Here is a 24,434-nt window from a genome sequence, read left to right on the forward strand (position 1 = left end):
ATTAGGGTTATCCGGCAAAGCGGTGACAGGGTTTGCCTGGCACGTCGACCTCGATGGCCAATACCGCACCATCCAGGGGGTGATCCAATGGGCTGGCAGCGCTGGTGATATACAGGGTGGTGAGGTTGGGGCCACCGAATACGCAACTGGTGGGACGGCTGACGGGCAGTTCGATGATGCGGTCCACCTCTCCTGCGGGCGTGAGGCGCAGCAGGCAACTGCCGTCCCAGCGCGCGTTCCAGAGGTAGCCTTCAACATCCATCGCCGAGCCGTCCGGCCCGCCGCGCTCGTGTGGACCAAACCACGTTTGCGCCGGACCGAGCTGGCCGTCCGCGTGGATCGCATGCCGGTACAGCGTGCCATCCAGGCTGTCGCCGAAATGCACCTGGCAGCCGTCATCACTCCACAGCAAGGTGTTGGGAATGCCCAGCCCGCTCAGCAACGGCGTCACCTGTGCATCGGCATCGATGCGAAACAGGCCGCCGGAACGTCGGGTGATCGGCACGTCTTCACCGTGTTCGCCGATGTTGTTCTGCATGGTGCCCAGCCACAGCCGGCCCTGGGCATCGCAGCGCGCTTCATTGCCACGGTTGCCCGTATGCGGGTCGGCCACGCACAGCAAGGTCAGGGCCTCGGTGGCCAGGTCCAGCCGGTACACGCCGCTGCTCAAGGTCACTAACGCATCGCCGCTTTCACACGGGATAAAGGCCGAGACATGCTCGGGCAACTGCCAGATCTGCAACTGCCCGCCCATCAGGCGCAGCGCCTGTTTGCCGGCAATGTTGACCCAATACAGGGCCTGGGTGGGCACGTCCCAGAACGGGCCCTCCCCCAGTTGCGCGCGGTGCGCGGTGACGGCGGTACACGACATGACGCCTCCTGGTTTTTTACAACGAATCGCGCGATGGCGTGCCATCCACCAGCCGCTGGATCCGCAACGGGTTAGCGTTTTTCAACGCGTCGGGCAGCAGGCTGTCCGGGTAGTTCTGGAAGCACACCGGGCGCAGGAAACGGTCGATGGCCAGGGTGCCCACCGAAGTGCCACGGGCATCCGACGTCGCCGGGTACGGCCCGCCGTGAACCATCGAATCGCAGACTTCCACACCGGTCGGGTAACCGTTGAGCAGGATGCGCCCGACTTTCTGTTCGAGCAGTGGCGTGAGTTCGGCGAACTGCTGAAAGTCGCCCGGCTCGCCAATGATCGTGGCGGTGAGTTGGCCGTGCAGGCCATGCAAGGCAGCGCTGAGTTGCGCCTGGTCAGCCACTTCGACAAACACGGTGGTGGGGCCGAAAACTTCTTCCTGCAGCACGTCATCGCCGTCGATCAACAAGCCCACATTCGCCTTGAACAGCTGCGGCTGCGCCTGGTTGCCTGCCTGGGCATTGCCCGCCAGGTGCTGGATGCCGGGGTGCGCCAGGAGTTTTTCCAGGCCTTTGCCGTAGCTGCTCAGGGTGCCGGCATTGAGCATGGTTTGCGCCGGTTGCTCGCCGATCAGTTGCGCCACCTGTTGGGTGAACGCGGTGAAGGCTGGCGAAGCAATCCCGATCACCAAGCCAGGGTTGGTGCAGAACTGGCCACAGCCTTGCACCACCGAGGCGGTGAGGTCGCGGGCAACGGTGTCGGCCCTGGCCTGCAACGCCTGGGGCAATACGATCACCGGGTTGATGCTCGACATCTCGGCAAACACCGGGATCGGTTGCGGGCGCGCCGCGGCCATATCGCACAACGCACGACCGCCCTTGAGCGAACCGGTAAAGCCGACCGCCTGGATCGCCGGGTGCTTGACCAGCGCTTCACCGACGCCACCGCCGAAGATCATATTGAATACGCCGGCCGGCATCTCGGTGGCCTCGGCGGCACGGATGATCGCATTGGCGACCTGTTCCGCCGTGGCCATGTGGCCGCTGTGAGCCTTGAACACGACCGGGCAACCTGCGGCCAGCGCTGCGGCGGTGTCGCCGCCCGCCGTAGAAAACGCCAGGGGGAAATTGCTCGCGCCAAACACCGCGACCGGGCCCAGGCCGATGAGGTATTGGCGCAGGTCCGGACGTGGCAGCGGTTGGCGATCGGGCAACGCTTTGTCGATGCGCGCGCCGTAGAAATCACCGCGACGCAACACGGTGGCAAACAGGCGCATCTGGCCACTGGTACGCCCGCGCTCGCCCTTGATACGCGCGGCCGGCAATGCGGTTTCGCGGCAGACCAATTCAATGAAGTTATCGCTCAGGGCATCCAGTTCGTCTGCGATCGCGTCCAGAAACTGCGCGCGACGCGCCGCACTCAAGGCGCGGTACGCGGGATAGGCCTGCGCGGCGGCCTTGGCGGCGGCGTCGACTTCCTGCGGGGTGGCCTGGTAGAAGTCCTGGGGCAAGGCTTCGCCGGTGGCTGCGTCGACGCTTTGCAGCTTGACGCTGCCGTTGGCGCTGCGCTGGCCGCCGATGTAGTTGTGGCCGAGGAACTGGGTCATGGGGGTCTCCTTTAAAGGGTGATGACGTTACCGGGTTCAAAGGCCGCATCGGCACTGCCGACACGGTTGACCAGCGGCGCGCCGAACTCGGCTTGGCTGATCTCGAACACATCGCCCGGTTGGGTACGTATACCGTCGGCGAATGACAGCGTGGCGGTGCCGAAGAAATGAATATGCACATCGCCGGGCTTGAGGAACTGACGGTATTTGAAGTGGTGGTATTCGAGGTTTTCCAGGCTGTGGCACATATTGGCCTCGCCACTGAGGAATTCGTTCCGCCAGATTTCCTCGCCGTTACGCAGGATACGGCTGGTGCCGGCCAGGTGTTGGGGCAATTCGCCCACGCGCAGCTCGGGACCGTAGCTGCAGCTGCGCAGTTTGGAGTGGGCCAGGTACAGGTAGTTCTTGCGCTCCATGATGTGGTCGGAGAACTCGTTGCCTACCGCAAAGCCGAGGCGATAGGGCTTGCTGTCCGGGCCGATGACGTAAAGGCCGCCAATTTCCGGTTCTTCACCGGCGTCTTCGGCAAATGGCGGCACCGGGAAGGCTTCGCCAGGGCGCACGACGATACTGCCATCGCCCTTGTAGAACCACTCCGGCTGCACACCGGCTTGGCCGGCTGCGGGCTTGCCGCCCTCGACGCCCCATTTGAAGATGCGCATGGTGTCGGTCAGTGCGGTGTCGTCACCGGCCTGGTGCATTTTGTCGCGTGCCGAGGCACTGCCCAGGTGAGTCAGGCCGGTGCCGCTGATCAGCATATGGGCCGGGTCCGGGTGATCCAGCGGCGGCAGGACTCTCAGGTCGGCCAGCAGTGCGGCGTAGTCATGGCTGTCGCCCAGGCCGAGGGTCTCGACCTGCTGCTGCAACTTGATACCTGCCTCGATGGCGGCCAGGGCCAGTTCGCGTACGCTGCGCGCCGTGTTCACTTCACGCAATGTGCTGCCTTCCACCACGCCGACGCGGCGCTCACCGTTGTGCAATTCGAACTGAACTAAACGCATGAAACTTCTCCCAGATTAAGTACGTGTGGCGCCACGGGCGCTGGCGGCGAACTGGTCGGCAGGCAATACGTGCTTGCGCTCAAGCACACGGTAGACCACGAAGGTCAGCAGCAGCCCGAACACCATCACCCCGGACAGGAAGTACAAGCCCGAAGCCAGGTTGCCGGTGTATTCCTTGAGCGCGCCGATCACGAACGGGCCAATGTAGCCGCCGAGGTTGCCCACCGAGTTGATCAAGGCAATGCCCGCCGCCGCACTGGCGCCGGCAAAGAAGCGCCCCGGCAGGGTCCAGAACACCGCCGTGCAGGAAAACATCGCGAACGCCGCCAGGCACAGCGCCGCCATTTGCAGCACCGGCACACTCAGCCAGGCACTGAAGAACAGGCCGATGGCACCGAGCACATAGAGCACGGCGAGGTGGCCGTAGCGGTCATTCAAACGGTCGGAACTGCGCGGGATGATCAGCAGGCCGATGATGCCGAAGATATACGGCACGGCCGAGATAAAGCCGGTGGTGAGGTCGCTGCCGCCGAATTGCTTGATCAGGGTCGGCAGCCACAGGCCCAGGCCGTAGATGCTCAGGGTCACCGGCAGGTAGAACAGCGCCAGCAGCAGCACGCGCTTGTCTTTCAGGGCATGCAGCGGGTTGCCGTGACGAGTCTGGCCGTAGGCTTGCAGGTCTTTAGCCAGTTCGCCGGTGAGCCAAGCCTTTTCGTCATCGCTCATCCAGTTGACCTGCTTGGGGCCGTCCGGCAAGTAGCGCAGCACCGGCCAGGTCAGCAGGATCGCCGGGGTGCCGATGACGATGAACAGCCACTGCCAGCCGTGCAGGCCAAGGATGCCGTCCATGCCCAGCAAACCGCCGGACACCGGGCCGGTGATCATCATCGCGATGGGTTGCGACAGGATGAACAGCCCGAGGATCTTGCCGCGATGACGCACCGGGAACCACTGGGTGATGTAGTACAGGACGCCCGGAAAGAACCCCGCCTCCGCCGCGCCGAGCAGAAAGCGCATCACGTAGAAGCTGTGCGGGCCCTGTACAAAGGCCATGCCGATGGTGATGGCGCCCCAGGTGATCATGATCCGCGCAAACCAGCGCCGCGCGCCGAAGCGGTCGAGCATCAGGTTGCTGGGGATCTCGAACAGGAAGTAGCCAATGAAGAACAACCCCGCGCCCAGGCCGTAGGCGGCGTCACCGATACCCACGTCGGCGCCCATGTGCAATTTGGCGAAGCCCACGGCGGAGCGGTCCACGTAGGCGATCAGGTACAGCAGGATCAGGAAGGGAATCAGTTTCAGCGTGATGCGCCGAATAAGCCGCAGTTCCTGGCTCATGGGGGTCGATCTCCGATTGTTGTTTTTATAGAAGCTCGGGGGACGCCTCTCGCGAAAATCCGCCAGGGTCATACCTCAGTTGAGACCGACTATATAGTAGGACTATTTGCAAAACAACTCTTCCAAAGCATCGATTTTGCGCTTATGTTTAAGCACGCATAGAACATATAGTCATACAATAAGAGAATCGATCATGTCTGATAAAAAGCCCGGCCTACGCTCCGCCCAGTGGTTTGGTACCGCCGACAAAAACGGTTTCATGTACCGCAGCTGGATGAAGAACCAGGGCATTGCCGACCATCAGTTCCATGGCAAGCCGATCATCGGTATCTGCAACACCTGGTCGGAGCTGACCCCGTGCAACGCGCATTTCCGCCAGATCGCCGAGCACGTCAAGCGTGGCGTGATCGAGGCCGGTGGCTTCCCGGTTGAGTTCCCGGTGTTCTCCAATGGCGAATCCAACCTGCGCCCCACTGCGATGCTCACGCGCAACCTGGCGAGCATGGACGTGGAAGAAGCCATTCGCGGCAACCCGATTGACGGTGTGGTGCTGCTGACCGGCTGCGACAAGACCACCCCCGCCCTGCTGATGGGCGCCGCCAGTTGCGACGTACCGGCCATCGTCGTGACCGGTGGGCCGATGCTCAACGGCAAGCACAAGGGCCAGGACATCGGCTCCGGCACCGTGGTGTGGCAATTAAGTGAACAGGTCAAGGCCGGCACCATCACCCTGGACGACTTCCTCGCGGCCGAGGGCGGCATGTCGCGTTCGGCGGGCACCTGCAACACCATGGGCACCGCGTCGACCATGGCCTGCATGGCCGAGGCATTGGGCACCTCCCTGCCCCACAACGCGGCGATCCCGGCAGTGGATGCACGGCGTTATGTGCTGGCGCATATGTCCGGCATGCGGGCGGTAGAGATGGTGCGCGAAGATTTGAAACTGTCGAAAATCCTCACCAAAGAAGCGTTTGAAAACGCGATCCGCGTGAATGCGGCCATCGGCGGCTCGACCAACGCCGTGATTCACTTGAAAGCCATCGCCGGGCGCATCGGCGTCGAACTGGACCTGGACGACTGGACCCGCATCGGCCGTGGCATGCCGACCATCGTCGACCTGCAACCGTCAGGGCGTTTCCTCATGGAAGAGTTCTACTATGCCGGCGGCCTGCCTGCCGTGCTGCGTCGCCTCGGTGAGGCCAACCTGATCCCGCACCCGAATGCCCTGACCGTCAACGGCAAATCGTTGGGCGAGAACACCAAGGACTCGCCGATCTACGGCCAGGACGAAGTGATCCGCACCCTCGACAACCCGATCCGCGCCGACGGCGGCATTTGCGTGTTGCGCGGTAACCTCGCCCCGTTGGGCGCGGTGCTCAAGCCGTCCGCCGCCAGCGCGGAGCTGATGCAGCATCGTGGCCGCGCGGTGGTGTTCGAGAATTTCGACATGTACAAGGCGCGCATCAACGACCCGGAGCTGGACGTGGACGCCAACTCGATCCTGGTGATGAAAAACTGCGGGCCCAAGGGTTACCCAGGCATGGCCGAAGTCGGCAACATGGGCTTGCCGGCCAAGCTGCTGGCCCAGGGCGTAACGGATATGGTGCGGATTTCCGATGCGCGCATGAGCGGCACCGCCTACGGCACGGTGGTGTTGCACGTGGCGCCCGAAGCCGCTGCCGGCGGGCCGTTGGCCACGGTGAAGGAAGGTGACTGGATCGAACTGGACTGCGCCAACGGCCGTCTGCACCTGGACATCCCCGACGCAGAGCTGGCGGCGCGCATGGCCGACCTGAAACCGCCACAAAACCTGATCGTCGGCGGCTATCGCCAGCTGTATATCGACCATGTGCTGCAGGCCGACCAGGGCTGTGACTTTGACTTCCTGGTAGGGTGCCGTGGGGCCGAAGTCCCCCGGCATTCCCACTAATTGGGATGCTATGATGCCGCGAATTTAAGTCAGAGCCTCCCTGTCGTTATGGATCACCAGCCGTCCAAGCCGCGCAAGAGCCAGCATGCCCAGATCGTTCAGGACTTGGGCATGCACATCGTTTCCGGTCGCTTCAAGCCTGAAGAGCGGCTGCCCATGGAGGCCACGCTCTGCGAGGAGTACAAGGTCAGCCGTTCGGTGCTGCGTGAAGCCACGCGGGTGCTCAGCGCCAAGGGCCTGGTGTATTCCAAGCCTCGGGTGGGCGCGGTGGTGCGGCCCCGGTTGAAATGGCACCTGCTCGACCCGGACGTGTTGTCCTGGTTGATGCAGTCCACGCCCCACAGTGAGTTCTTCAATACCTTGGCGGGTGTGCGGCGCATCCTCGAACCGGAAATCGCCGCAATGGCCGCGACTACCGCCACCGATGAAGACATCGCAACCATTGAACAGGCCTACCGGGGCATGGAAACCGCGAAGACCCACGAAGACCTGTTGCAGGCCGACCTGGATTTTCACCGCGCGATTGCCGATGCCACCCGCAACGACCTGCTCGCTTATATGTGCAACATGCTGTCGTTGCCGTTGCGCGAGTCGATCAACATCACCAACCGCCGCCCGGATATCCAGGGCCTGAGCCTGCCCCGGCACAAGGCGATCCTCACCGCGATCCAGAACCGTGACGCCCTCGGGGCACGGCATGCGTCGCTGGTGCAGCTGGATGACACGCGAGTGGCGTTGGATACGGTGATGAACGTGCTCACGCCGCTCTGACTCCAAGGCATACCCAGGACCCCATGTGGGAAGGGGGCTTGCTCCCGATGGCAGTAGACCGGTCAATATTGCGTTGACTGATCCACCGCTATCGGGAGCAAGCCCCCTCCCACATTGAAGCGGTGTACACCGTTATAGCGTGTAGGCGATTCCGACCTGCACGGTGCGCGGCTCGCCTGGGTAGGCGTAGACGTTGCCGAACGCGCCTTCTTCATACTCGCGGTTGAACAGGTTCTTCACGTCGAGGTTCAGGCGCACTTTGTCGTTGACCTTGTAGTAGCTGAGCAAGTCCACCACGGTGTAGGCATCCATCGAGAACGCGGTGTTGGACGTCTGCCCGGCGCGCTCATCCACGTATTTGCCGCCCGCCCCCAGGCCCAGGCCTTTGAGGGCGCCGTCCTGGAATTCGTAGACGTTAAGCAAGCTGAAGCTGTTGCGCGGGATGTTCAGCAAACGGGTGCCGGTGCGCAGGGTGTTGTCCTTGGTGACTTCGGCGTCCACATAGGCATAGCCGCCGATCACGCGCCACTCGGGGGTGATATTGCCCGTCACGTTCAGGTCGAAACCTCGGCTGCGCACTTGGCCGGCGGCGACGCTGAAGGTCGAGTCCTGGGGGTCGGTGGTGAGCACGTTTTTCTTCTCGATCTGGTAGATCGCAGCGTCGACGCTCAACTGGCGATCCAGGGCTTCCCACTTGACGCCCATCTCGTAGGATTTGCCTTTTTCCGGCGCAAAACCGCCGCCCTGGCGGCTGGCGCCGGTGTTGGGCTTGAACGAGCGCGCGGCGTCGGCGTACACCGCGACGGTGTCGGTGAGGTCGTAGATCACACCGACACGTGGGGTGACGGCGTTATCAGCGGCTTGCCAGCTTTTAGTGCCTGGCACGTAACTCTCGTAATCGTGCTCAAACCGTTCGAAACGCGCACCGGCCAACACTTTCAAACGCTCGGTCAGTGCCACTTGGTCTTGGACAAACGCCGCGTAGGTTTTGAGGTTTTCCTTGTCATGTGTCGGCGTGCGGGTCAGCGGTGGACGCGCCTGGCCGTAGACCGGGTCGAAGATATCAATCGGGTAAGTACCCACGGCAGCGCTGGAACGTTGGATGATCGACTTGTAGTCGTAGTCCTCGTACTCGATACCGGTCAGCAACGTGTGATCAAAACCGCCGGTAGAGAAGTGCCCGGTCAAGTTGAGCTGGTAGTCCTTGTCGGTCCATTCCAACTTACGGTAATTGAAGTTGCGTTGCAGCGTGCGGCCGTCAGCGTTGAGGCTGGTCGTACCATTGGCCTCAATCGCGTTGCCTTGCAGCGTGCCATCCAACCATTGCATACCGCCGCCCAGGGTCCAGTTGTCGTTGAGCATATGTTCGAAACGCAACTGAGCCATGTTGTTGTCGTTGTGCAATTTACCGACATCTTTATCCCCCCAGAAAGTGTCGCGCGAAGGCGTACCTTTTTGGTTCGGGTACCGCGTCAAGCCACGGTCCAACGGGTGGTTGTTACGCATGAAGTCGCCTTCGAAGATCACCTTGGTGTCGTCGGTGGCTTGCCAGGTGATGACCGGGGTCACGCCGTAGCGCTCGGTTTCGACATGATCACGGAAGGTATCGCCGCCCTCGCCCACCACGTTCAGGCGATAGGCCAGGCGACCTTGCTCGTCCAGTGGGCCCGATGCGTCAAGCGTGGCGCGCTGCATGCCCTGGTCATCCAACTGGCTGCCGAGGGTGACGGTGGGTTCGGCCAGCGGTTGCTTGGACACCACGTTGAAGGTGCCGCCGGGATCACCACGGCCGTAGAGCATGGTCGCCGGGCCGCGCAGCACTTCCAGGCGCTCGATGGTGTTGGCGTCCGGCATGTTCGGGTAACCGCGGTTGATCGGGAAACCGTTGCGGTAGAACTCGCCGGTGGTAAAGCCGCGCACGGTGAACGTGGTCAGCCCCTGGCCGCCAAAGTTGTTCGCACGCCCGACACCGCCGGCGTAATCCAGCGCGTCCTGCAGGCGAGTGGCGCCGATGTCGTCGACCACGGCCTTGGACACCACGGTGATGGACTGCGGGGTTTCATGAATGGAGGTGTCGGTGCGCGTCGCACTGGCTGAACGTGTGGCGTGGTAGCCCTTGACCGGCCCTTGAGCCGTCTCGTAGTCCGCCTCGCCCGTGACATTGGTGGCTTGCAGCTCAAGACTGGCTTTGTCGGCAGGGACAACCTCAGCCCAAGTAAAAGGCGAAAATGCCTGAAGCACACAGAGGGAAATCAAGGTACGACGCATGGATGTTGAACCTAGTGAATGAGCCAGAAGGGGCGGCAAACCTGCCAAAAATTCGCGGGGATGGTATACCAATCCATTCGCGTTTGACATCTATTCTCATTCATTATTTTTCAGGTAACAGCTTTGTATCGATAAGCAGCAAGTTTGATGCGAACTCAATGTGGGAGGGGGCTTGCGCCCGATAGCAGTGTGCCAGACACCGATGTTGTGACTGCCACACTGCTATCGGAAGCAAGCCCCCTCCCACAGTTGGATTGCTATACGACGTCAGGATCCGATCAGCGATAGCGCTCCAGCCAATGGGCGTAAGGCGCAGGCAAGGTCCAGGAGGATTTCTCCACGCCCAGTTCCTTGGCCGCAAAGTACGCCCAATGCGGGTCAGCCAGGTGCGCACGACCGACCGAGACCAGGTCCAGATGCCCGGCCTGCAATGCGCCTTCTGCCAGTTGCGGTGTGCCAAAGCCCCAGGCCGACGTCACCGGGATACCGGCTTCACGACGTACACGTTCAGCGATCGGGCCCATGAAAGCCGGGCCCCACGGGATATTGGTGTCGGGAATGGTAAAACCGACGCTGACGCTCAGCAGGTCCAGGCCACCGGCTTTGAAGTTGCGGGCCAGTTCGATGGATTCGGTGAGGGTCTGCTCGTCGCGGCCGTCGTATTCGATCACGCCGAAACGCGCGGTCAGCGGCAGGTTCTCCGGCCAGACTTCACGCACGGCGGCCAGGGTTTCCAGGAGGAAACGGCTGCGGTTGTCGAAGCTGCCACCGTAGGCGTCGGTGCGCTGGTTGGAATGCTCGGAGAAGAAGCTCTGGCCCAGGTAACCGTGGGCGAAGTGCAGTTCGATCCACTCAAAGCCGGCGTCACGGGCACGGCGGGCAGCATCGACGAAGTCCTGGCGCACACGGGCGATGTCGTCCAGGGTCATGGCGCGTGGCACTTGCGGCAGGTTGGCACCAAAGGCGATGGCCGACGGTGCGATGGTTTCCCAGCTGCGCGCATCGGAGGCAGGCATATGGTCGTCCCCTTCCCACGGGCGGTTGGCGCTGGCTTTGCGACCGGCGTGACCGATCTGGATGCCTGGCACCGAGCCGGCGGCCTTGATGGCCTTGACCATGGGCACGAAGGCCTCGGCGTGGGCGTCGCTCCAGAGACCGGCGCAACCGGGGGTGATACGCCCCTCGGGCGCTACAGCGGTGGCTTCAACCACCAGCAAACCGGCGCCGCCACGCGCCATACTGGCCAGGTGCACGAGGTGCCAGTCGTTGACGATGCCGTCATCCGCCATGTATTGGCACATTGGCGGTATGGCGATGCGATTGCGCAGGGTGACGTCTTTGAGTTTGAACGGTTCGAACAAAGCGGACATTGAGAACTCCGGGAGCGAGTGGATGATTCGATAGTTCGATGGTAATCGAACTATGGTATTCGATGATACCCCCCTGTTATGATTCGTTTCATGCGAGCCTTTAAACATCCCCCTCTGGAAGACCTGACCCTCGAGCGCCTGCTATATGCGCTGAGTGATCCGGTGCGCCTGGAAATCGTGCGTTGCCTGGCCGGTGTGCCCGAAGCCACCTGCGGCGAATTGGATGGCGGGCGGCCCAAGTCGAGCATGTCCCATCACTTCCGGGTGCTGCGCGATGCCGGCCTGGTACACACCCGCAGCGTGGGCACTACCCATATGAATTCACTGCGCGGCGATGTGCTTGAGGAACGGTTTCCGGGGTTATTGCAGAGCATCCTGGCGCAACAATAAAACCCGGCTCAGTCCAGCAGCGCAACCAGCCGCGACTCGATCGTCAGCTCCTGCACCTCCAGCACCGCCAACGTCACCGGCAACTTGAAGCGCCGCCGCCCTGCACTGCCGGGGTTCACATACAGCATTGCGCCGCGCCATTCGATCAGGGGCTTGTGCGAATGGCCGGTGATCACCAGCCGAGTAGACGTGTCGAGTAAGGCGGGTACGTCGGCGATGTCATGCACCACCAACGTCCGCCATCCGTCCACATCCAGCAGCAGATGGTCGGGCACCTGCTCTGCCCACGGCGCGTCCTGGTCATTGTTGCCGCGCACCACGTGCAGGGGCGCGATCTGCGCCAATTGCTGAAGAATCTCAGGGCTGCCGATATCGCCGGCATGAATGATCTGCTCACATCCCTGCAAAGCCACCACGGCTTCAGGTCGCAGCAGGCCATGGGTATCGGAAATCACGCCAACTTTCATAGGGCCTCCGGGGTGGAAATCGAACCGTGAGACACCCGCGCGCCATCTAGGTACACGCGGTCCTTGCCGTTGCCCTTGGCGGTGTAGAGGTTGCGGTCGGCACGCTTGAGAACCGCCGACATATCGGCCCCGAGCGTAAAATGCGTCATGCCCGCACTGCAGGTGTAGTCATGGGGCGGCGCGACACTGCTGCGGATCGCTTGCAGCAGGCGCAGCGCGTAATCGGTGGCGAGACCAGGGTCATCGCCCACCAGCAACACTCCGAATTCTTCGCCGCCAATCCTGCCGAAACTGTGGCTGCCTGGGGTGGATTTAAGGCACGCGGCCATGGCGCAGAGAATCCTGTCGCCGACGTCATGACCGAACTGGTCATTCTTTAATTTGAAACTGTCGATATCCAGCATCATGAAGTAGCCGGTATCACCGGCCGCAATCAGTTTGGCAAAGCTCTCCATAAAGGCCCGCCGGTTCAGGATGGAGGTCAAGTAATCGGTCTCGGCCAACTCCCTAAACTCACTCTCCACCATTAACACCGAACGCAGGTTCTTCAGGTAGTAGACATTCAAGATAAAGCCGATCGCCACCGACGCGGCACAAAAGATAAACACGTAGATATCGACGCCTTCGTAAAGGCTCATCTGAATGCTGGGCCACGTCAGTAACCAGACCAAGGCGGCGCAGACCAGAAAATCCTGAACCACGATAAACAGGATTGCACTGCTCAGCACCAAGGTCACGGCCAGCGGCAAGGCAAACACCTGCAGCGCGGGATGGACGTGAACCACATAGGCAAAACCCGCAGACAGCAGCACCATGTAGGCCACACCTAGCGCCCGCCACAGCACATAATGAGTCACCACTCGGTGAACCCCATACACCCCGCACAGCCCGATCGTGACCAGCGCGACCGGCCAGCCAAACATCGCCCAGCGGTCCACCAGCAACACCGCCAGCCAGGCGAAAATCCCGATCAGTTCAGCCTTGGCGATCGCGGGCGACAACAGTCTTTGCATCCGTGGCCTGAGCTTCACATTAGCCGGCATCCCGTCACTCCCTGTGAATGAGTGGCCGGTGTGCTATCGGCATGACTCAGTTGAAGACTGTGGAGGCCGGTCGCAAACGAGTAAGCCATAAACCGCCTGACCAACACCATAAAAGGTGGCAGGACTTCAAGCAATGTCTTGGAATGAATCTTGAAATAGCCCCGGTCGGCCCCCTCTTGAACCAGACGAATAACGTGGGTCTTGGATACCGAGAGTTGCTCAGCGATGGAAAGGTAGGACGAAGACCTGAAACTTGCCCCTTGATTATCGAGCGCACACGCATCGTTATAGATCGCCAGCATCAACATATGCCCGGCATCGCGTTTTACCAGCCAATAACAATCAGGCATCAACAGGTCGATGGTCACGTTATGGGAGAGAAGGACCGAAAATCCTTTGAAATAACGTGCCAGATAGGCGCGATCATCCAACCCGCCCATTGACCCGCACACCGCCGTTCCCGAGCACATCACACCCAGCGGCTCGACCACGGAGGTGAGCATCCGCCGGATCTCCTCGCAGGCTTGGGATGACGGGCTGAATACCCGCAAACGGCTGTCATCCGGATGCCTGGACACCGTCATGAACCCCAGCGCCCTGAACAGCAGGAAGATCGACTCCAGGCTGTTTCTGGAACAGAACCCGCGCGCCACACAAAACGCCTTCACCTCGGACAGTAAGGGAACGGGCTTGGAGAAATACGTGCTCAATAAGGTAAAGGACACCATCAAGCGACTGAACTTGAGTGCGGTCTTATAGAAAAACGGTCTTTTTGAATAGCACTCCAACAAAATCGAATAATGGGAACGAATACACGCTTCAAAATCCACATGACGCTCAAACGCCCGCGCCGACTGTTCTATCGCCAACTTCAACGAACCACTGCACATGAGAAAGAGCCCTGATCAAACAACTTGGATTCACTGATCTCAATTGCAGCACCGATAATGGCGTTTTGCCTTGAGCGCAATCTATCGTGATTAGCGCAGAGGACACCGTCGCTACCAAAATTGTTCCAAAAAGACCTCGATGGCTTAACCGTTTCAGTCGCCGCAGCGAACCTTCCCCGCAAGCCGACGTCCGAGCTTTAGCACTGTTGCTTACTGCTCGCCGCGAGGGCCTCGTTTGAAAGCCGCCATCATCAAAAAATACCGTTTGATCATCAAGACCATGGGCTACGTGGGCTGGGCGCTGTTCTGGCTGTTGCTGTGGGACGTCGCCGTCACCGTGGACTTCATGCTGTTTCTCACCGCCAAGATCAATCTGCCGCTGATGCCGCTCACCCTGCTGGGCTCGGCGCTGGTGGTGCTGATCAGTTTCCGTAACAGCAGCGCCTATAACCGCTGGTGGGAAGCCCGTACCCTGTGGGGTGCGATGGTCAACAACTCGCGCAGCTTTGCCCGCCAGGTACTGACCCTGCTGGACGACCCCGACGGCGAAGTGAACCCGGTCAAGGCCACCCTGCTGCGCCGCCATGTGGCCTACGTGAATTGCCTGGCCGCCCACCTTAAAGGCGAGCCATGCCCCGAAGAAGTGCGGGCGTTTATCCCGGCCGAGGAATTTGCGCGCAACGGTGCCACCAATAACTTTGCCAATGACATACTCACCGGGTCGGCGGCGTTGCTGGCCAAGGAATACAAGGCCGGGCACCTGGACAGCATCCGCCTGGCGCGGCTGGAGTCGACCCTGGTGGATCTGTCCAACGCCCAGGGCGGCATGGAGCGCATCGCCAACACGCCACTGCCCTACCCTTACGTGTACTTCCCACGGCTGTTTATCTCGCTGTTCTGCCTGATCGTGCCGGTGGGCCTGGTGGAATCCCTGGGTTGGTTTACCCCGCTGGCGTCGACGGTGGTCGGTTTTATGCTGCTCGCCATCGAACGCATCGGCACCGACCTGCAAAGCCCGTTCAACTCCAGCGAACACCAGATCCAGATGGAAACCATCTGCGAAACCATCGAGAAAAACCTGCAGTCGATGCAGCGTGACGCTCTCGGTGGCGAGCGCATCGGTTAAACCTGCCCTCGGCCCTCAAGTGCTTGCCCCCGCGGTCGATATACAGGGGGTACGCATGGGCCATATCCCCCTCACAACAACACATGCGACGCTCGACACTACTGTTTTCTCCTTGCCAAAAATATAAATACCCGCGGGTGAAGTCATGAATATCAAGCAAAAGCTGACCTGGGCGTTTGCCGCCATCGCGTGCGTCCCGGTTATTTTGGTCGCTGTGTTAGTTGTACTGAATGTGCGCGAGGGGGCCGTGGCCAATTTCCTCGACAGCAGCGGCCGCGAAATCCGTCAGATCGACAATGGCATGAAACAGTTCTTCGACGGCATCAGCCAGAACGTCGACTTCGTCGCCAAGGACCCGCGCGTTGTCGCGGCCAAGGACCTCAAGAGTTACGCCGGCGCCGACGCCGCGCAAATCCCCCTGACCCAGACCAACAAAGACCTGCTGGCGATTTTCGACCAGTTCGCCAAAAGCCACCCGAGCACCGCCTACTTGTCTTTGGGCCTCGCCGACGGCGGTTATGCCAGCTGGCCTGATGACACCAAACTGAACAACTACGACCCGCGCGTACGCCCCTGGTATCAGGCGGCCATCGCCGCGCCGGGTAAAACCGTGCGCACCGGCGCCTACTATTGGGCGCCGGACGATGTGACGCTGATCGGCACCGTACACACCGTCGCCGACGGCAGCGGGAATATCCTCGGCGTGGTTGGCCTGGACGTGTCGCTCAAGCAGCTCACCGAGCTGGTGCGCAACATCAAGCTGGGCGACAGCGGCTACCTGATGCTGGTGGAAGGCAACGGCAACGTGCTGGTCGACCCCAGCGATGCCAAGCACAACTTCAAGCCCCTGGCCGACCTGGGCCCCAACTACGCCGAACTGGCCAAGCGCGGCGACGGCGTGAGCCAGATCGACATTGATGGCGTGGCCTACATGGCCAACATGGTCAGTTCCAAGGACCTCGGCTGGCGGTTTATCGGCCTGATCAAGCGCGACGAAGTGATGGCCGGCGCCACCCGCCTGACCTGGTTGATCGCGGCCATCGCAGCAGTATTGGCGTTGGTGTTCGCGATTGTCGGCGCCAGTTTTGCCAGCGTCATCGTGCGCCCGATTCGCGGCGTGGCCGACGGCCTGCAAGAAATCGCCGAAGGCGAAGGCGACCTGACGCGCCAACTCAAGGTGCAAGGCAAGGACGAAACCGCCAGCCTGGCCGGCTGGTTCAACCAGTTCCTGAGCATGATCGCGCAGCTGGTGCAGCGCATCGGCAACGCCTCTTCCGACCTGCAAACCGCCGCCGCCGACACCAGCGAAGTCGCCCACAATATGAACCAGGCCGCCGGCCGCCAGCGTGAAGCGGTGGAGCTGGTCAGCACCGCGTTCAACGAAATGGTGGCCACCGCCAACGAAGTCGCCCGTTCCTGCAGCGCCGCCGCCACCAGTGCCGACGAAGGCTACCGCGACGTGCACGACGGCCAGCAGCACATCGGCGAAGCCACCGGCAGCGTCCTCAAACTCAGCGAGGACCTGCAGAAGTCGACCCAGACCATGCAACTGCTGGAGCAGGACAGCAAAAACATCAACACCATCCTCGACACCATCCGTTCGATTGCCGAACAGACCAACTTGCTGGCGCTCAACGCCGCGATTGAAGCCGCGCGCGCCGGTGACCAGGGCCGAGGCTTCGCCGTGGTCGCCGACGAAGTCCGCGCCCTGGCGCGCCGCACCGCCGACTCCACCGGTGAAATCGACAGCCTGCTCGGCAACCTCGCCCGCCGCACCCAGGAAGTCACGCAGCAGATGCAAGGCAGCCTGCAGGTGTCCCACACCAGCGTGGAACGCATCCAGCAGGCCCGCGACAGCTTCGACAAGATCCGTGGCTCGGTGGACTCGATCCGCGACCAGAATACCCAGATCGCCACGGCCGCCGAGGAACAACACCAAGTGGCCGAAGAGATCAACCGGCACATCGCGCAGATCCATGCCGATGCGCAATTGGTTGAAGAATTCGCCCACTCGGCGCAGACCGGGTCAGGTCGGTTGACGGATATTTCGGGTCAGCTCAAGGGCTTGGTGGGGCGGTTCAAGTTCTAACCGCCGTCACACCGGGGTCGCTTGCGGGGGCGTGTATTGGCTACTATAGCCACGCACTCCCCCGCACCTTACCTTTGGAGCCTTAATGCCCACCCCCAAGGACACGGCCGCCGACAGCAGCACCCCGATGATCCCCGAGCAGCGTCGCGAACAAATCCTGCGGCAGTTGCGCAAGCATCAGGTGATGAGCGTGCACCAGTTGATGGAGATGTTCGACTGCTCGCACATGACCGTGCGCCGTGATATTGCACTGCTGGAGCAGGAAGGCCGGGCGTACTCCGTCACCGGAGGGGTCAGGATCGCCAGCCAGCTGCACAGCGAGCCCAGCCATCAATCCAAAGCCGTGGTGGAATTGCCGCAAAAGCAGGCGATGGCACGACTGGCCGCGCGGTTGCTGCACGCGGACATGACGGTGTACCTGGATGCAGGCACCAGCACCCTGGAGATCGTCCCTTACATCAAGGCGCTGTCGGGGATGACGGTGGTCACCAACGACTTCGGGATCGTACAGGCCTTGATGGATGCGACGCAGGTCACGGTGATCCACACCGGCGGCCAACTGGACCATGACAACCATTCTTCGGTCGGCGGGCTGGCGGTGGCGACCTTGCGCCAGGTAGTCACGGACATCGCCTTTGTGTCCACCAGCTCCTGGGATTTGCACCGAGGCATCACCACCCCCTCGGCGCTGAAAGTCGAGGTCAAGCAAGTGGCAATGCAATCGGCGTCCCAGGTCGTACTGGTGGCGAGCAGTTCCAAGTACGGCACCTTCAGCATGTACCGCATCGCCGGGCTGGAACCGTTCGACGTGATCATCAGTGACGACGGCCTGGCGCCGGCGGCGGCGGATGGCATCCGCAAGCGAGGGATTGAATTGATGCTGCCAGGTGATCCGTTGCCGGCGTGATGCCCTTCCTTTGTGGGAGAGGTCGAGCTTTAGCGAGGCTTCGATGGCGGTGCCAGGGTTGGCAGGTGTGTTGGCTGACACACAGCTATCGGGGGCAAGCCCCCTCCCACATTTGAGTTCGGTTGGCAGGTGGGAAGTGGGTCACCGCTGGTCCCCTGTGGGAGATGTCGAGCGTTAGCGAGGCTTCGATGGCGGCGGCATTGCGGGTAGAGGTGTCGGCTGACACACCGCTATCAGGGGCAAGTCGAATCGTCGCACCGCCCCTTCCCCTTTGAACCAAAGCGACGCACAGGCTCGTCGACTATCGAGCCCCTTTCCAGTCCCGCAACCATTGCAGGCCCGCCGAGGTGTCGCCCTTTGGCCGGTACTCGCAGCCGACCCAGCCGTCATAGCCCAACTGGTCCATCAGTTCGAACAGGTACGCGTAGTTCAGCTCGCCCAGGTCAGGCTCGTGACGGTCCGGTACCCCGGCGATCTGGATATGACCAATGCCGTCGAAGTCGCGGCGCAGCTTGGTGGCCAAGTCGCCTTCGACGATCTGGCAGTGGTAGCAGTCAAACTGCACCTTGAGGTTGCGCGCGCCGACTTCACGGCAGATGGCGTGGGCCTGGTCCTGGCGGTTGAGGAAAAAGCCCGGCATGTCGCGGGTGTTGATCGGCTCCAGCAACACGGTGACGCCGACCTCAGCCGCCGCCGCACTGGCGTAGGCGAGGTTTTCCAGGTACACGGCCTGATGGCGCTGGCGCAGGTTTTCCGAGGGCAGCAAACCGGCCATGACGTGCACGCGGTCATTGCCGAGCACGGCGGCGTATTCCAACGCGCGGTCGAAGCCGCTGCGAAACTCGGCCTCACGCCCCGGCAGGCTCGCGATGCCCCGCTCCCCTGCAGCCCAGTCACCGGGCGGTGCGTTGAACAACGCCTGCACCAGGCCGTTATCACTCAGGCGCTGCTTGAGCACCTGCGCGTCGTACTCGTAAGGAAACAGGTACTCCACCGCGTCAAACCCATCGGCCTTCGCGGCACTGAAGCGCTCGAGAAAGTCATATTGCGGGTAAAGCATGCTCAGGTTGGCAGCAAAACGAGGCATAGGAACTCCTGGAAATCAGACAAAAGGCCAGATCAGCAATGTAATCACGAAACCCAAGGTGCCGAGCAAGGTGGTGATCACCGTCCACGTGCGCAGACCATCGGCCACGTTGAGCCCGGCAAGCTTGGTGAAGATCCAGTAGCCGGCATCGTTGATATGCGACATGGCCAGCCCGCCACCGCCCATGGCCAGGCACAGCAGCGCCAGGTGGTTGGGCGTCAGGTTGAGGGTGGCGATCAGCGGGCTGATGATACCGGCGGTGGTCACCAGCGCCACTGTGGTGGAACCCTGCACCGCCCGCAACAGCATGGTCAGCAAGAAGCCCAGGGCCAGCACCGGCAGGCCGGTGGTGCGCAGCATGTCGGAGACCACCGCGCCGATCCCGGTGTCCACCAGCACTTTACCGAACACCCCACCGGCACCGGCAATCAGGATCACCATGGCCACGCCCGGCAACGCCGAGCCGATCACGTCGGAGACCTGGCTGCGGCTCCAGCCACGGCGCGAGCCGAGCAGCCAGGCGCACAGCAAGGTGTCGATCAGCAGCGCCACCAACGGCGCGCCCAGCACGGTCATCACCCCACGCAACGTCGATTCGATCGGCAGCAGCGAGGTGGCCAGGGTACCCAGCAGAATCAAGACAATCGGCAGCAGGATCAGGCCGACGATCAGCCCGAACCCCGGCGCAGGCGCCGCCGGCAACTTGGCGGCGATGGCGCTGGTGGACTCTTCCAGGCCCATAGGGGACTCGGCCACAGCGCTCGGTTGCACCGCCTGGTGGTTGCCGTTGGTCCAGGCCCGCAGGTCTTCATTGGTCACGTGGGGGCCATAGACTTCGGCACGGATGTCATCGGTCATCGGATAGAAGCGCCGCGTCATGCGCCCCGCCACGCGGTAGCCGACGTAGCACAGCAACGCGGTGATCGGCAGGCCGAACATCAGCACCCGGCCCAGGTCGGCACCCAGTTGGCTGGCGGCGGCCACGGCGCCCGGATGCGGCGGCAGGAACGCATGCACCGTGAGCAGCGCCGCACACATCGGCAACGCGAACATCAGCAGCGGCTTGCGGGCCCGGCGTGCCACGCCGTAGGCCAGCGGCATGAGGATAATCACCCCGACTTCAAAGAACACCGGCACGCCGATGATGAACCCGGCGATGGTCAGCGCCAGCGGCGTACGGCTGTTGCCAAACCGCTCGATCAGCGACTTGGCCAAGGCTTCGGCACCGCCGGACAGCTCGATGATCCGCCCGATCATCGCCCCCAGGGCAATGATGATTGCGATGTGGCCAAGGGTCTTGCCCATGCCGCCTTCGATCGTCGCCACCAGGTCAGCCGGTTTCACCCCGGCCACCAGCGCCACCACGATACTCACCAGCATCAGCGCGACAAACGGCTGGAATTTGTACTTGAGGACCAGAAACAGTAGCAGCGCGATACCCGCGCCGGCGGTCAACATCAAAATCAGTGGGCTCATTCGAGAATGTCCTGTTGTTATTGTTTTTTGGCGCAAGCCGCTCCCGTCACGCTCCGCAGGCGGGTCTCGCGGGGGGGCTTGCAGTGTCGGTCTACGGCATTACCAATGCGCGCCGAACGTCTCGCGCAGTTCATCCAAGGCGGCCTGGCTCAGCGGCTCGGGCCGGGGGGTGCTCATCAGCCAGAGCCGGGCGGTTTCTTCCAACTCTTCCAGGGCGTAGCTGGCCTTGGCCACCGAGCTTTCCCAGACCACCGGCCCCAGGCGCTCGAGCATCACCCCTCGCACGCTGTTGGCCAGTTGCGCCACTTGCTCGGCGACGTCGGGCGAGCCCGGACGCTGGTAGCCGATCAGGGGGATGTGCCCGACCTTCATCACCTGATAGGGCGTGAGCGGCGGCAGAATATCGTCCGCCCGCCACACCCCGGCCAGGGTCAACGCCACCAGGTGGGTGGAATGGGTGTGCACCACCCCCCCCACCGTAGGGTTGCGGTCATACACCTGACGGTGCAGGGCCAGGGTCTTCGAGGGTTTGTCGCCGGACACCCACTCGCCCTTCAGGTTGACCTTGGCAATCGCCCCAGGCGCCAGGCGACCCAGGCAGACGTCGGTGGGCGTAATCAACCAGCCATCGTCCAGGCGCGCACTGATATTGCCGGCGCTGCCGACGGTGTAGCCACGTTGATACAGGCTGTGGCCGACGTCGCAGATTTCTTCGCGCAGGGCCTGTTCGTCAATGCCGCTCATTGGGCACCTCCGGCCAGGTGCGCAAGGGCCTTGGCAAAGAAATCGCGCCCCCCGAAGTTGCCCGATTTCAGCGCCAGTGCCAGCGGCTCGGTGGAACTGCTGACCGTGGCCGGCACGCCGGGGTCGATCTGTGCACCAATCTGCAACAGGTTGACGCCGAGGGCCTTGACCACCGCGCCGGAGGTCTCCCCGCCCGCCACCACAAAGCGCCGCACACCCTGCTCGCGCAAGCCGGCAGCGATCTCGCCCAAGGCGTTCTCCACCAAGGCGCCGGCGCGTTCGACACCCAGCTGTTGCTGCACCGCCTTGACCTCGGCTGGGGTGCTGGTGGCGTAGATCAATACGGTGTGTGCACTGTCGCGGGCAAAGGCCAGCGCCTGCGCCACCACCGGCTCACCGGCGGCCAGGGCGATGGGATCGATGCGCAACGCCGGGCGGCCCGCCTCGCACCAGGCCGCGACCTGGCCGAGGGTCGCCACCGACGCACTGCCGGCCAGCACCACTTCGCCACCGCTGACCGTGGGCAACGTGTTCACATCGAAGTCGCGCAATTTACCCGCGCGGCGGAAATTGCCCGGCAGCCCCAGGGCCAGGCCCGAGCCCCCGGTGAGCAACGGCAAGTCGGCGCAGGCGCTGCCCAGGGTGTAGAGGTCCTGGTCCGACAGCGCGTCGGCGATGGCAATGCCCACGCCTTGCGCGCGCAGTTCGGCGATCTTCGTGCGGGTCGCGTCCACCCCCGCGGCAACCGCGTCGTAACGCAGCAGCCCGACCGGCAATGCAGTCTGACGTTGCAGCACGCGCACCAAGTTGGCGTCGCCCATGGGCGTCAGTGGGTGATGCTGCATGCCCGACTCATTGAGCAACTGGTCCTGCACAAACAGGTGGCCACGGAAAATCGTCCGGCCGTTTTCCGGGAACGCCGGGCAGGCCAAGGTGAAATCACTGCCCAGCGCCTTGAGCAAGGCCTCGCTGACCTGGCCGATATTGCCGGCGGCGGTGGAGTCGAATGTGGAGCAGTACTTGAAGAAAATCTGTTCGCAGCCCTGCTCGCGCAGCCAGTCCAGCGCGGCCAGGGATTCCTCGACAGCCTCTGCCACCGGCGTGGTGCGCGACTTGAGGGCGATGACGATGGCGTCTGCATCCAGCCCGTCCGCGACTTCGCGACTGGGGATGCCAATGCTCTGCACTGTACGCATGCCGCCGCGTACCAACATGTTGGCCAGGTCGGTGGCGCCGGTGAAATCGTCGGCGATGCAGCCCAGCAACGGGCGCGTGGTGGGGTTAGTCATAAAGCGTTCCTTACACCGGCTCGGGCTTGGCAGTCGGCAGGTCGATGCCGGGGAAAATCTTGATCACCGCCGAGTCGTCCTCACGACCAAAACCGGCGCTGGAGGCCTGCATGAACATCTGGTGCGCGGTGGCGGACAACGGCAGCGGGAATTTGCTCGCACGCGCGGTATCAAGCACCAGGCCGAGGTCCTTGACGAAAATATCCACCGCCGACAGTGGCGTGTAGTCGGCCTTGAGAATGTGCGGCACGCGGTTCTCGAACATCCACGAATTACCGGCGCTGTGGGTGATCACCTCGTACAAGGCCTCGGCGTCCACCCCTTCGCGCAGGCCCAGGGCCATGGCCTCGGCGGACGCCGCGATGTGCACACCGGCGAGCAGTTGGTTGATGATCTTGACCTTGGAACCCAGGCCGTGGACGTCGCCCAGGCGATACACCTTACCGGCCATGCCTGCCAGCACCGCATCGGCCTTGGCATAGGCGGCCTGCGGGCCCGAGGTCATCATGGTCATTTCACCGGCGGCGGCCTTGGCCGCACCGCCGGAAATCGGCGCATCCAGGTACAGCAGGCCGTGGTCGGCCAAGCGCTGGCCGAGGTCGACGGCGTAGGTCGGGGCCACGGTGGCACAACCGATCACCAGGCTCGCAGGGCGCAATACAGCCACTGCACCGCCTTCGCCGAACAATACGGTTTCGGTCTGTTCGGCGTTGACTACCACGGTGATGAGCACATCACAGGCCTCGGCCATCTGCGCCGGTGACGCGCACGCCACTCCGCCTTCGCCAGCGAACTGCTGGGTGACCGCCTCGCGTACATCACAGGCATGCACATTGAAACCTGCGCGCAACAGCGAACGGGCAATGCCCAGCCCCATCGCGCCCAAACCGATCACACCGACATTCTTATTATTCATGGGGTACTCCAGGGGAAAACGGCGGCTGACACCACACCGGCGAGCCGCGTTGGAATTGGAATCGATCATCCACCAATGAACAGATTATGTGAAGTATTTTTTCTATCTAACATTTTTTAACATCGCCAGCGGAAGAATTTCACACATCACCCTTTATCGCCTCACCCCACGCAAACTCATTTGCGACGCTTGTGCTTTGCGTATTATGGTATACCATCATACGCAAACCACTCCCCCACACCTGATGGAGCCGCTCATGAGTTTCGAAATCCGCAAGATCGTCAGTTATGTAGAAGAAACCTTTATCGAAGGCGGCAAGGCCGCAGACACCCCGGTGAAAATGGTCGGCCTCGCGGTGGTGCTGAAGAACCCGTGGTTGGGTCGTGGTTTCGTCGAAGACCTCAAGCCGGAAATCCGCGCCAATTGCTCCGACCTCGGCGCGCAGATGGTCGAGCGTCTGGTAGCAATCATTGGCGGCGCCGAAAACATCGAGGCGTATGGCAAGGCAGCGGTGGTCGGTGCCGATGGCGAGATCGAACACGCCAGCGCGATCATCCACACCCTGCGCTTCGGCAATCACTACCGTGAAGCGGTCAAGGCCAAGAGCTACCTGAGCTTCACCAACAAGCGCGGCGGCCCGGGCACTTCGATCCAGATCCCGATGATGCACAAGGACGACGAAGGCCTGCGTTCGCACTACATCACCCTGGAAATGCACATCGAAGATTCGCCGCGTGCCGACGAAATCGTCGTGGTCCTGGGTTGCGCCGACGGTGGCCGCCTGCACCCACGGATCGGTAACCGTTACATCGACCTGGAAGAGCTGGCGGCCGAAAAAGCCCAGTAAGCACGGCCGGCCACCAC

Annotated in this window: 21 protein-coding genes and 1 pseudogene; 8 read left to right on the plus strand and 14 right to left on the minus strand. The window is 62.3% G+C overall.

Annotated features, from left to right (window positions below; translation table 11 throughout):
- Positions 1-7: 7 nt before the first annotated feature.
- The 4 genes from BM403_RS29835 to BM403_RS29850 are packed head-to-tail and all read right to left on the minus strand — an operon-like array spanning position 8 to position 4,807.
- On the minus strand, positions 8-871 hold the full coding sequence (locus BM403_RS29835) for an SMP-30/gluconolactonase/LRE family protein (protein ID WP_012723596.1): 864 nt from the start codon (positions 869-871) through the stop codon (positions 8-10).
- A 16-nt stretch (positions 872-887) separates the two neighbouring features.
- A complete protein-coding gene (locus BM403_RS29840; protein WP_093546716.1) occupies positions 888-2,468 on the minus strand; it encodes an aldehyde dehydrogenase (NADP(+)) in 1,581 nt (526 codons plus the stop codon).
- Between the two features lie 11 nt (positions 2,469-2,479).
- Complete coding sequence (gene araD1 / locus BM403_RS29845) at positions 2,480-3,469, minus strand: AraD1 family protein (protein ID WP_012723594.1); 990 nt, start codon at positions 3,467-3,469, stop codon at positions 2,480-2,482.
- Between the two features lie 15 nt (positions 3,470-3,484).
- Complete coding sequence (locus tag BM403_RS29850) at positions 3,485-4,807, minus strand: MFS transporter (protein WP_012723593.1); 1,323 nt, start codon at positions 4,805-4,807, stop codon at positions 3,485-3,487.
- A 193-nt stretch (positions 4,808-5,000) separates the two neighbouring features.
- Between BM403_RS29850 and BM403_RS29855 the strand changes: the two genes are divergently transcribed.
- Entirely contained in the window at positions 5,001-6,737 is a 1,737-nt protein-coding gene (locus BM403_RS29855) for an IlvD/Edd family dehydratase (RefSeq protein WP_012723592.1), read from the plus strand.
- A gap of 48 nt (positions 6,738-6,785) precedes the next feature.
- Positions 6,786-7,508, plus strand: a complete 723-nt coding sequence (locus tag BM403_RS29860; protein ID WP_064052938.1) for a FadR/GntR family transcriptional regulator — start codon at positions 6,786-6,788, stop codon at positions 7,506-7,508.
- 132 nt (positions 7,509-7,640) lie between these two features.
- Here BM403_RS29860 and BM403_RS29865 read toward each other — a convergent pair whose 3' ends face one another.
- Together BM403_RS29865 and BM403_RS29870 are read right to left on the minus strand one after the other, a co-directional pair.
- Positions 7,641-9,776 (minus strand): TonB-dependent siderophore receptor, encoded by a 2,136-nt coding sequence (locus tag BM403_RS29865; protein ID WP_093546719.1) that lies wholly within the window; start codon positions 9,774-9,776, stop codon positions 7,641-7,643.
- 278 nt (positions 9,777-10,054) lie between these two features.
- Positions 10,055-11,146 carry an NADH:flavin oxidoreductase/NADH oxidase gene (locus BM403_RS29870; RefSeq protein WP_046035747.1) on the minus strand — a complete coding sequence of 364 codons (1,092 nt, stop codon included), beginning with the start codon at positions 11,144-11,146 and terminating at the stop codon, positions 10,055-10,057.
- 78 nt (positions 11,147-11,224) lie between these two features.
- Here BM403_RS29870 and BM403_RS29875 point away from each other — a divergent pair, with 78 nt between their 5' ends.
- Complete coding sequence (locus BM403_RS29875) at positions 11,225-11,536, plus strand: ArsR/SmtB family transcription factor (RefSeq protein WP_093546722.1); 312 nt, start codon at positions 11,225-11,227, stop codon at positions 11,534-11,536.
- Positions 11,537-11,544: 8 nt separating this feature from the next.
- Here the strand turns inward: BM403_RS29875 and BM403_RS29880 are convergent, their stop codons facing one another.
- From BM403_RS29880 to BM403_RS29890, 3 genes are read right to left on the minus strand one after another with little or no spacing between them, the layout of a single operon-like run.
- The gene (locus BM403_RS29880; RefSeq protein WP_093546725.1) at positions 11,545-12,003 is read right to left on the minus strand and encodes a metallophosphoesterase family protein; all 459 of its coding nucleotides are present in this window, start codon (positions 12,001-12,003) and stop codon (positions 11,545-11,547) included.
- Positions 12,000-13,046, minus strand: coding sequence for a GGDEF domain-containing protein (locus BM403_RS29885; RefSeq protein WP_093546728.1), 1,047 nt, complete (start codon positions 13,044-13,046; stop codon positions 12,000-12,002). The genes BM403_RS29880 and BM403_RS29885 overlap by 4 nt, the downstream gene beginning before the upstream one ends.
- Entirely contained in the window at positions 13,031-13,936 is a 906-nt protein-coding gene (locus BM403_RS29890) for a hypothetical protein (RefSeq protein WP_046035748.1), read from the minus strand. Before BM403_RS29890 ends, BM403_RS29885 begins: the two co-directional genes overlap by 16 nt.
- 235 nt (positions 13,937-14,171) lie before the next feature.
- Here BM403_RS29890 and BM403_RS29895 point away from each other — a divergent pair, with 235 nt between their 5' ends.
- The 4 genes and pseudogenes from BM403_RS29895 (at position 14,172) to BM403_RS29905 (ending at position 18,058) form a co-directional block, all read left to right on the plus strand.
- Positions 14,172-15,062, plus strand: a complete 891-nt coding sequence (locus tag BM403_RS29895; protein WP_012723584.1) for a bestrophin family protein — start codon at positions 14,172-14,174, stop codon at positions 15,060-15,062.
- A 301-nt stretch (positions 15,063-15,363) separates the two neighbouring features.
- Positions 15,364-16,287 (plus strand): annotated as a pseudogene (locus BM403_RS32725) (cache domain-containing protein); the annotation flags it as partial.
- A gap of 96 nt (positions 16,288-16,383) precedes the next feature.
- Positions 16,384-17,151, plus strand: a complete 768-nt coding sequence (locus BM403_RS32730; protein WP_370636901.1) for a methyl-accepting chemotaxis protein — start codon at positions 16,384-16,386, stop codon at positions 17,149-17,151.
- A gap of 85 nt (positions 17,152-17,236) precedes the next feature.
- A complete protein-coding gene (locus BM403_RS29905) occupies positions 17,237-18,058 on the plus strand; it encodes a DeoR/GlpR family DNA-binding transcription regulator (protein WP_046035749.1) in 822 nt (273 codons plus the stop codon).
- 301 nt (positions 18,059-18,359) lie between these two features.
- On the opposite strand, the gene otnI is transcribed toward BM403_RS29905, so the two are convergent.
- The 5 genes from otnI to ltnD form a co-directional block, all read right to left on the minus strand.
- Positions 18,360-19,145, minus strand: a complete 786-nt coding sequence (gene otnI, locus BM403_RS29910) for a 2-oxo-tetronate isomerase (RefSeq protein WP_012723581.1) — start codon at positions 19,143-19,145, stop codon at positions 18,360-18,362.
- Between the two features lie 15 nt (positions 19,146-19,160).
- Positions 19,161-20,621, minus strand: coding sequence for a GntP family transporter (locus BM403_RS29915; RefSeq protein ID WP_012723580.1), 1,461 nt, complete (start codon positions 20,619-20,621; stop codon positions 19,161-19,163).
- Between the two features lie 99 nt (positions 20,622-20,720).
- Positions 20,721-21,365 carry a 3-oxo-tetronate 4-phosphate decarboxylase gene (locus BM403_RS29920; protein WP_093546731.1) on the minus strand — a complete coding sequence of 215 codons (645 nt, stop codon included), beginning with the start codon at positions 21,363-21,365 and terminating at the stop codon, positions 20,721-20,723.
- Positions 21,362-22,654, minus strand: a complete 1,293-nt coding sequence (gene otnK / locus BM403_RS29925; RefSeq protein ID WP_093546734.1) for a 3-oxo-tetronate kinase — start codon at positions 22,652-22,654, stop codon at positions 21,362-21,364. The genes BM403_RS29920 and otnK overlap by 4 nt, the downstream gene beginning before the upstream one ends.
- A 10-nt stretch (positions 22,655-22,664) precedes the next feature.
- Complete coding sequence (ltnD, locus tag BM403_RS29930; protein ID WP_256577250.1) at positions 22,665-23,639, minus strand: L-threonate dehydrogenase; 975 nt, start codon at positions 23,637-23,639, stop codon at positions 22,665-22,667.
- Positions 23,640-23,826: 187 nt separating this feature from the next.
- On the opposite strand from ltnD, the gene BM403_RS29935 reads away from it, so the two are divergent.
- Positions 23,827-24,417: an amino acid synthesis family protein gene (locus BM403_RS29935; RefSeq protein ID WP_012723576.1), complete on the plus strand. Its 591-nt coding sequence runs from the start codon at positions 23,827-23,829 to the stop codon at positions 24,415-24,417.
- Positions 24,418-24,434: the final 17 nt, after the last annotated feature.

Origin of the sequence: Pseudomonas sp. OV546 (genome assembly GCF_900116845.1) — a bacterium.
Taxonomy (GTDB): Bacteria; Pseudomonadota; Gammaproteobacteria; order Pseudomonadales; family Pseudomonadaceae; genus Aquipseudomonas; species Aquipseudomonas petroselini.

Excerpts from the sequence above, each read along its gene's own strand:
- BM403_RS29835 (WP_012723596.1), bottom strand. The coding sequence starts at position 871 with ATGTCGTGTACCGCCGTCACCGCGCACCGCGCGCAACTGGGGGAGGGC.
- BM403_RS29840 (WP_093546716.1), bottom strand. The coding sequence starts at position 2,468 with ATGACCCAGTTCCTCGGCCACAACTACATCGGCGGCCAGCGCAGCGCC.
- araD1 (WP_012723594.1), bottom strand. The coding sequence starts at position 3,469 with ATGCGTTTAGTTCAGTTCGAATTGCACAACGGTGAGCGCCGCGTCGGC.
- BM403_RS29850 (WP_012723593.1), bottom strand. The coding sequence starts at position 4,807 with ATGAGCCAGGAACTGCGGCTTATTCGGCGCATCACGCTGAAACTGATT.
- BM403_RS29855 (WP_012723592.1), top strand. The coding sequence starts at position 5,001 with ATGTCTGATAAAAAGCCCGGCCTACGCTCCGCCCAGTGGTTTGGTACC.
- BM403_RS29860 (WP_064052938.1), top strand. The coding sequence starts at position 6,786 with ATGGATCACCAGCCGTCCAAGCCGCGCAAGAGCCAGCATGCCCAGATC.
- BM403_RS29865 (WP_093546719.1), bottom strand. The coding sequence starts at position 9,776 with ATGCGTCGTACCTTGATTTCCCTCTGTGTGCTTCAGGCATTTTCGCCT.
- BM403_RS29870 (WP_046035747.1), bottom strand. The coding sequence starts at position 11,146 with ATGTCCGCTTTGTTCGAACCGTTCAAACTCAAAGACGTCACCCTGCGC.
- BM403_RS29875 (WP_093546722.1), top strand. The coding sequence starts at position 11,225 with ATGATTCGTTTCATGCGAGCCTTTAAACATCCCCCTCTGGAAGACCTG.
- BM403_RS29880 (WP_093546725.1), bottom strand. The coding sequence starts at position 12,003 with ATGAAAGTTGGCGTGATTTCCGATACCCATGGCCTGCTGCGACCTGAA.
- BM403_RS29885 (WP_093546728.1), bottom strand. The coding sequence starts at position 13,046 with ATGCCGGCTAATGTGAAGCTCAGGCCACGGATGCAAAGACTGTTGTCG.
- BM403_RS29890 (WP_046035748.1), bottom strand. The coding sequence starts at position 13,936 with ATGTGCAGTGGTTCGTTGAAGTTGGCGATAGAACAGTCGGCGCGGGCG.
- BM403_RS32730 (WP_370636901.1), top strand. The coding sequence starts at position 16,384 with ATGAACCAGGCCGCCGGCCGCCAGCGTGAAGCGGTGGAGCTGGTCAGC.
- BM403_RS29905 (WP_046035749.1), top strand. The coding sequence starts at position 17,237 with ATGCCCACCCCCAAGGACACGGCCGCCGACAGCAGCACCCCGATGATC.
- otnI (WP_012723581.1), bottom strand. The coding sequence starts at position 19,145 with ATGCCTCGTTTTGCTGCCAACCTGAGCATGCTTTACCCGCAATATGAC.
- BM403_RS29915 (WP_012723580.1), bottom strand. The coding sequence starts at position 20,621 with ATGAGCCCACTGATTTTGATGTTGACCGCCGGCGCGGGTATCGCGCTG.
- BM403_RS29920 (WP_093546731.1), bottom strand. The coding sequence starts at position 21,365 with ATGAGCGGCATTGACGAACAGGCCCTGCGCGAAGAAATCTGCGACGTC.
- otnK (WP_093546734.1), bottom strand. The coding sequence starts at position 22,654 with ATGACTAACCCCACCACGCGCCCGTTGCTGGGCTGCATCGCCGACGAT.
- ltnD (WP_256577250.1), bottom strand. The coding sequence starts at position 23,639 with ATGATCGATTCCAATTCCAACGCGGCTCGCCGGTGTGGTGTCAGCCGC.
- BM403_RS29935 (WP_012723576.1), top strand. The coding sequence starts at position 23,827 with ATGAGTTTCGAAATCCGCAAGATCGTCAGTTATGTAGAAGAAACCTTT.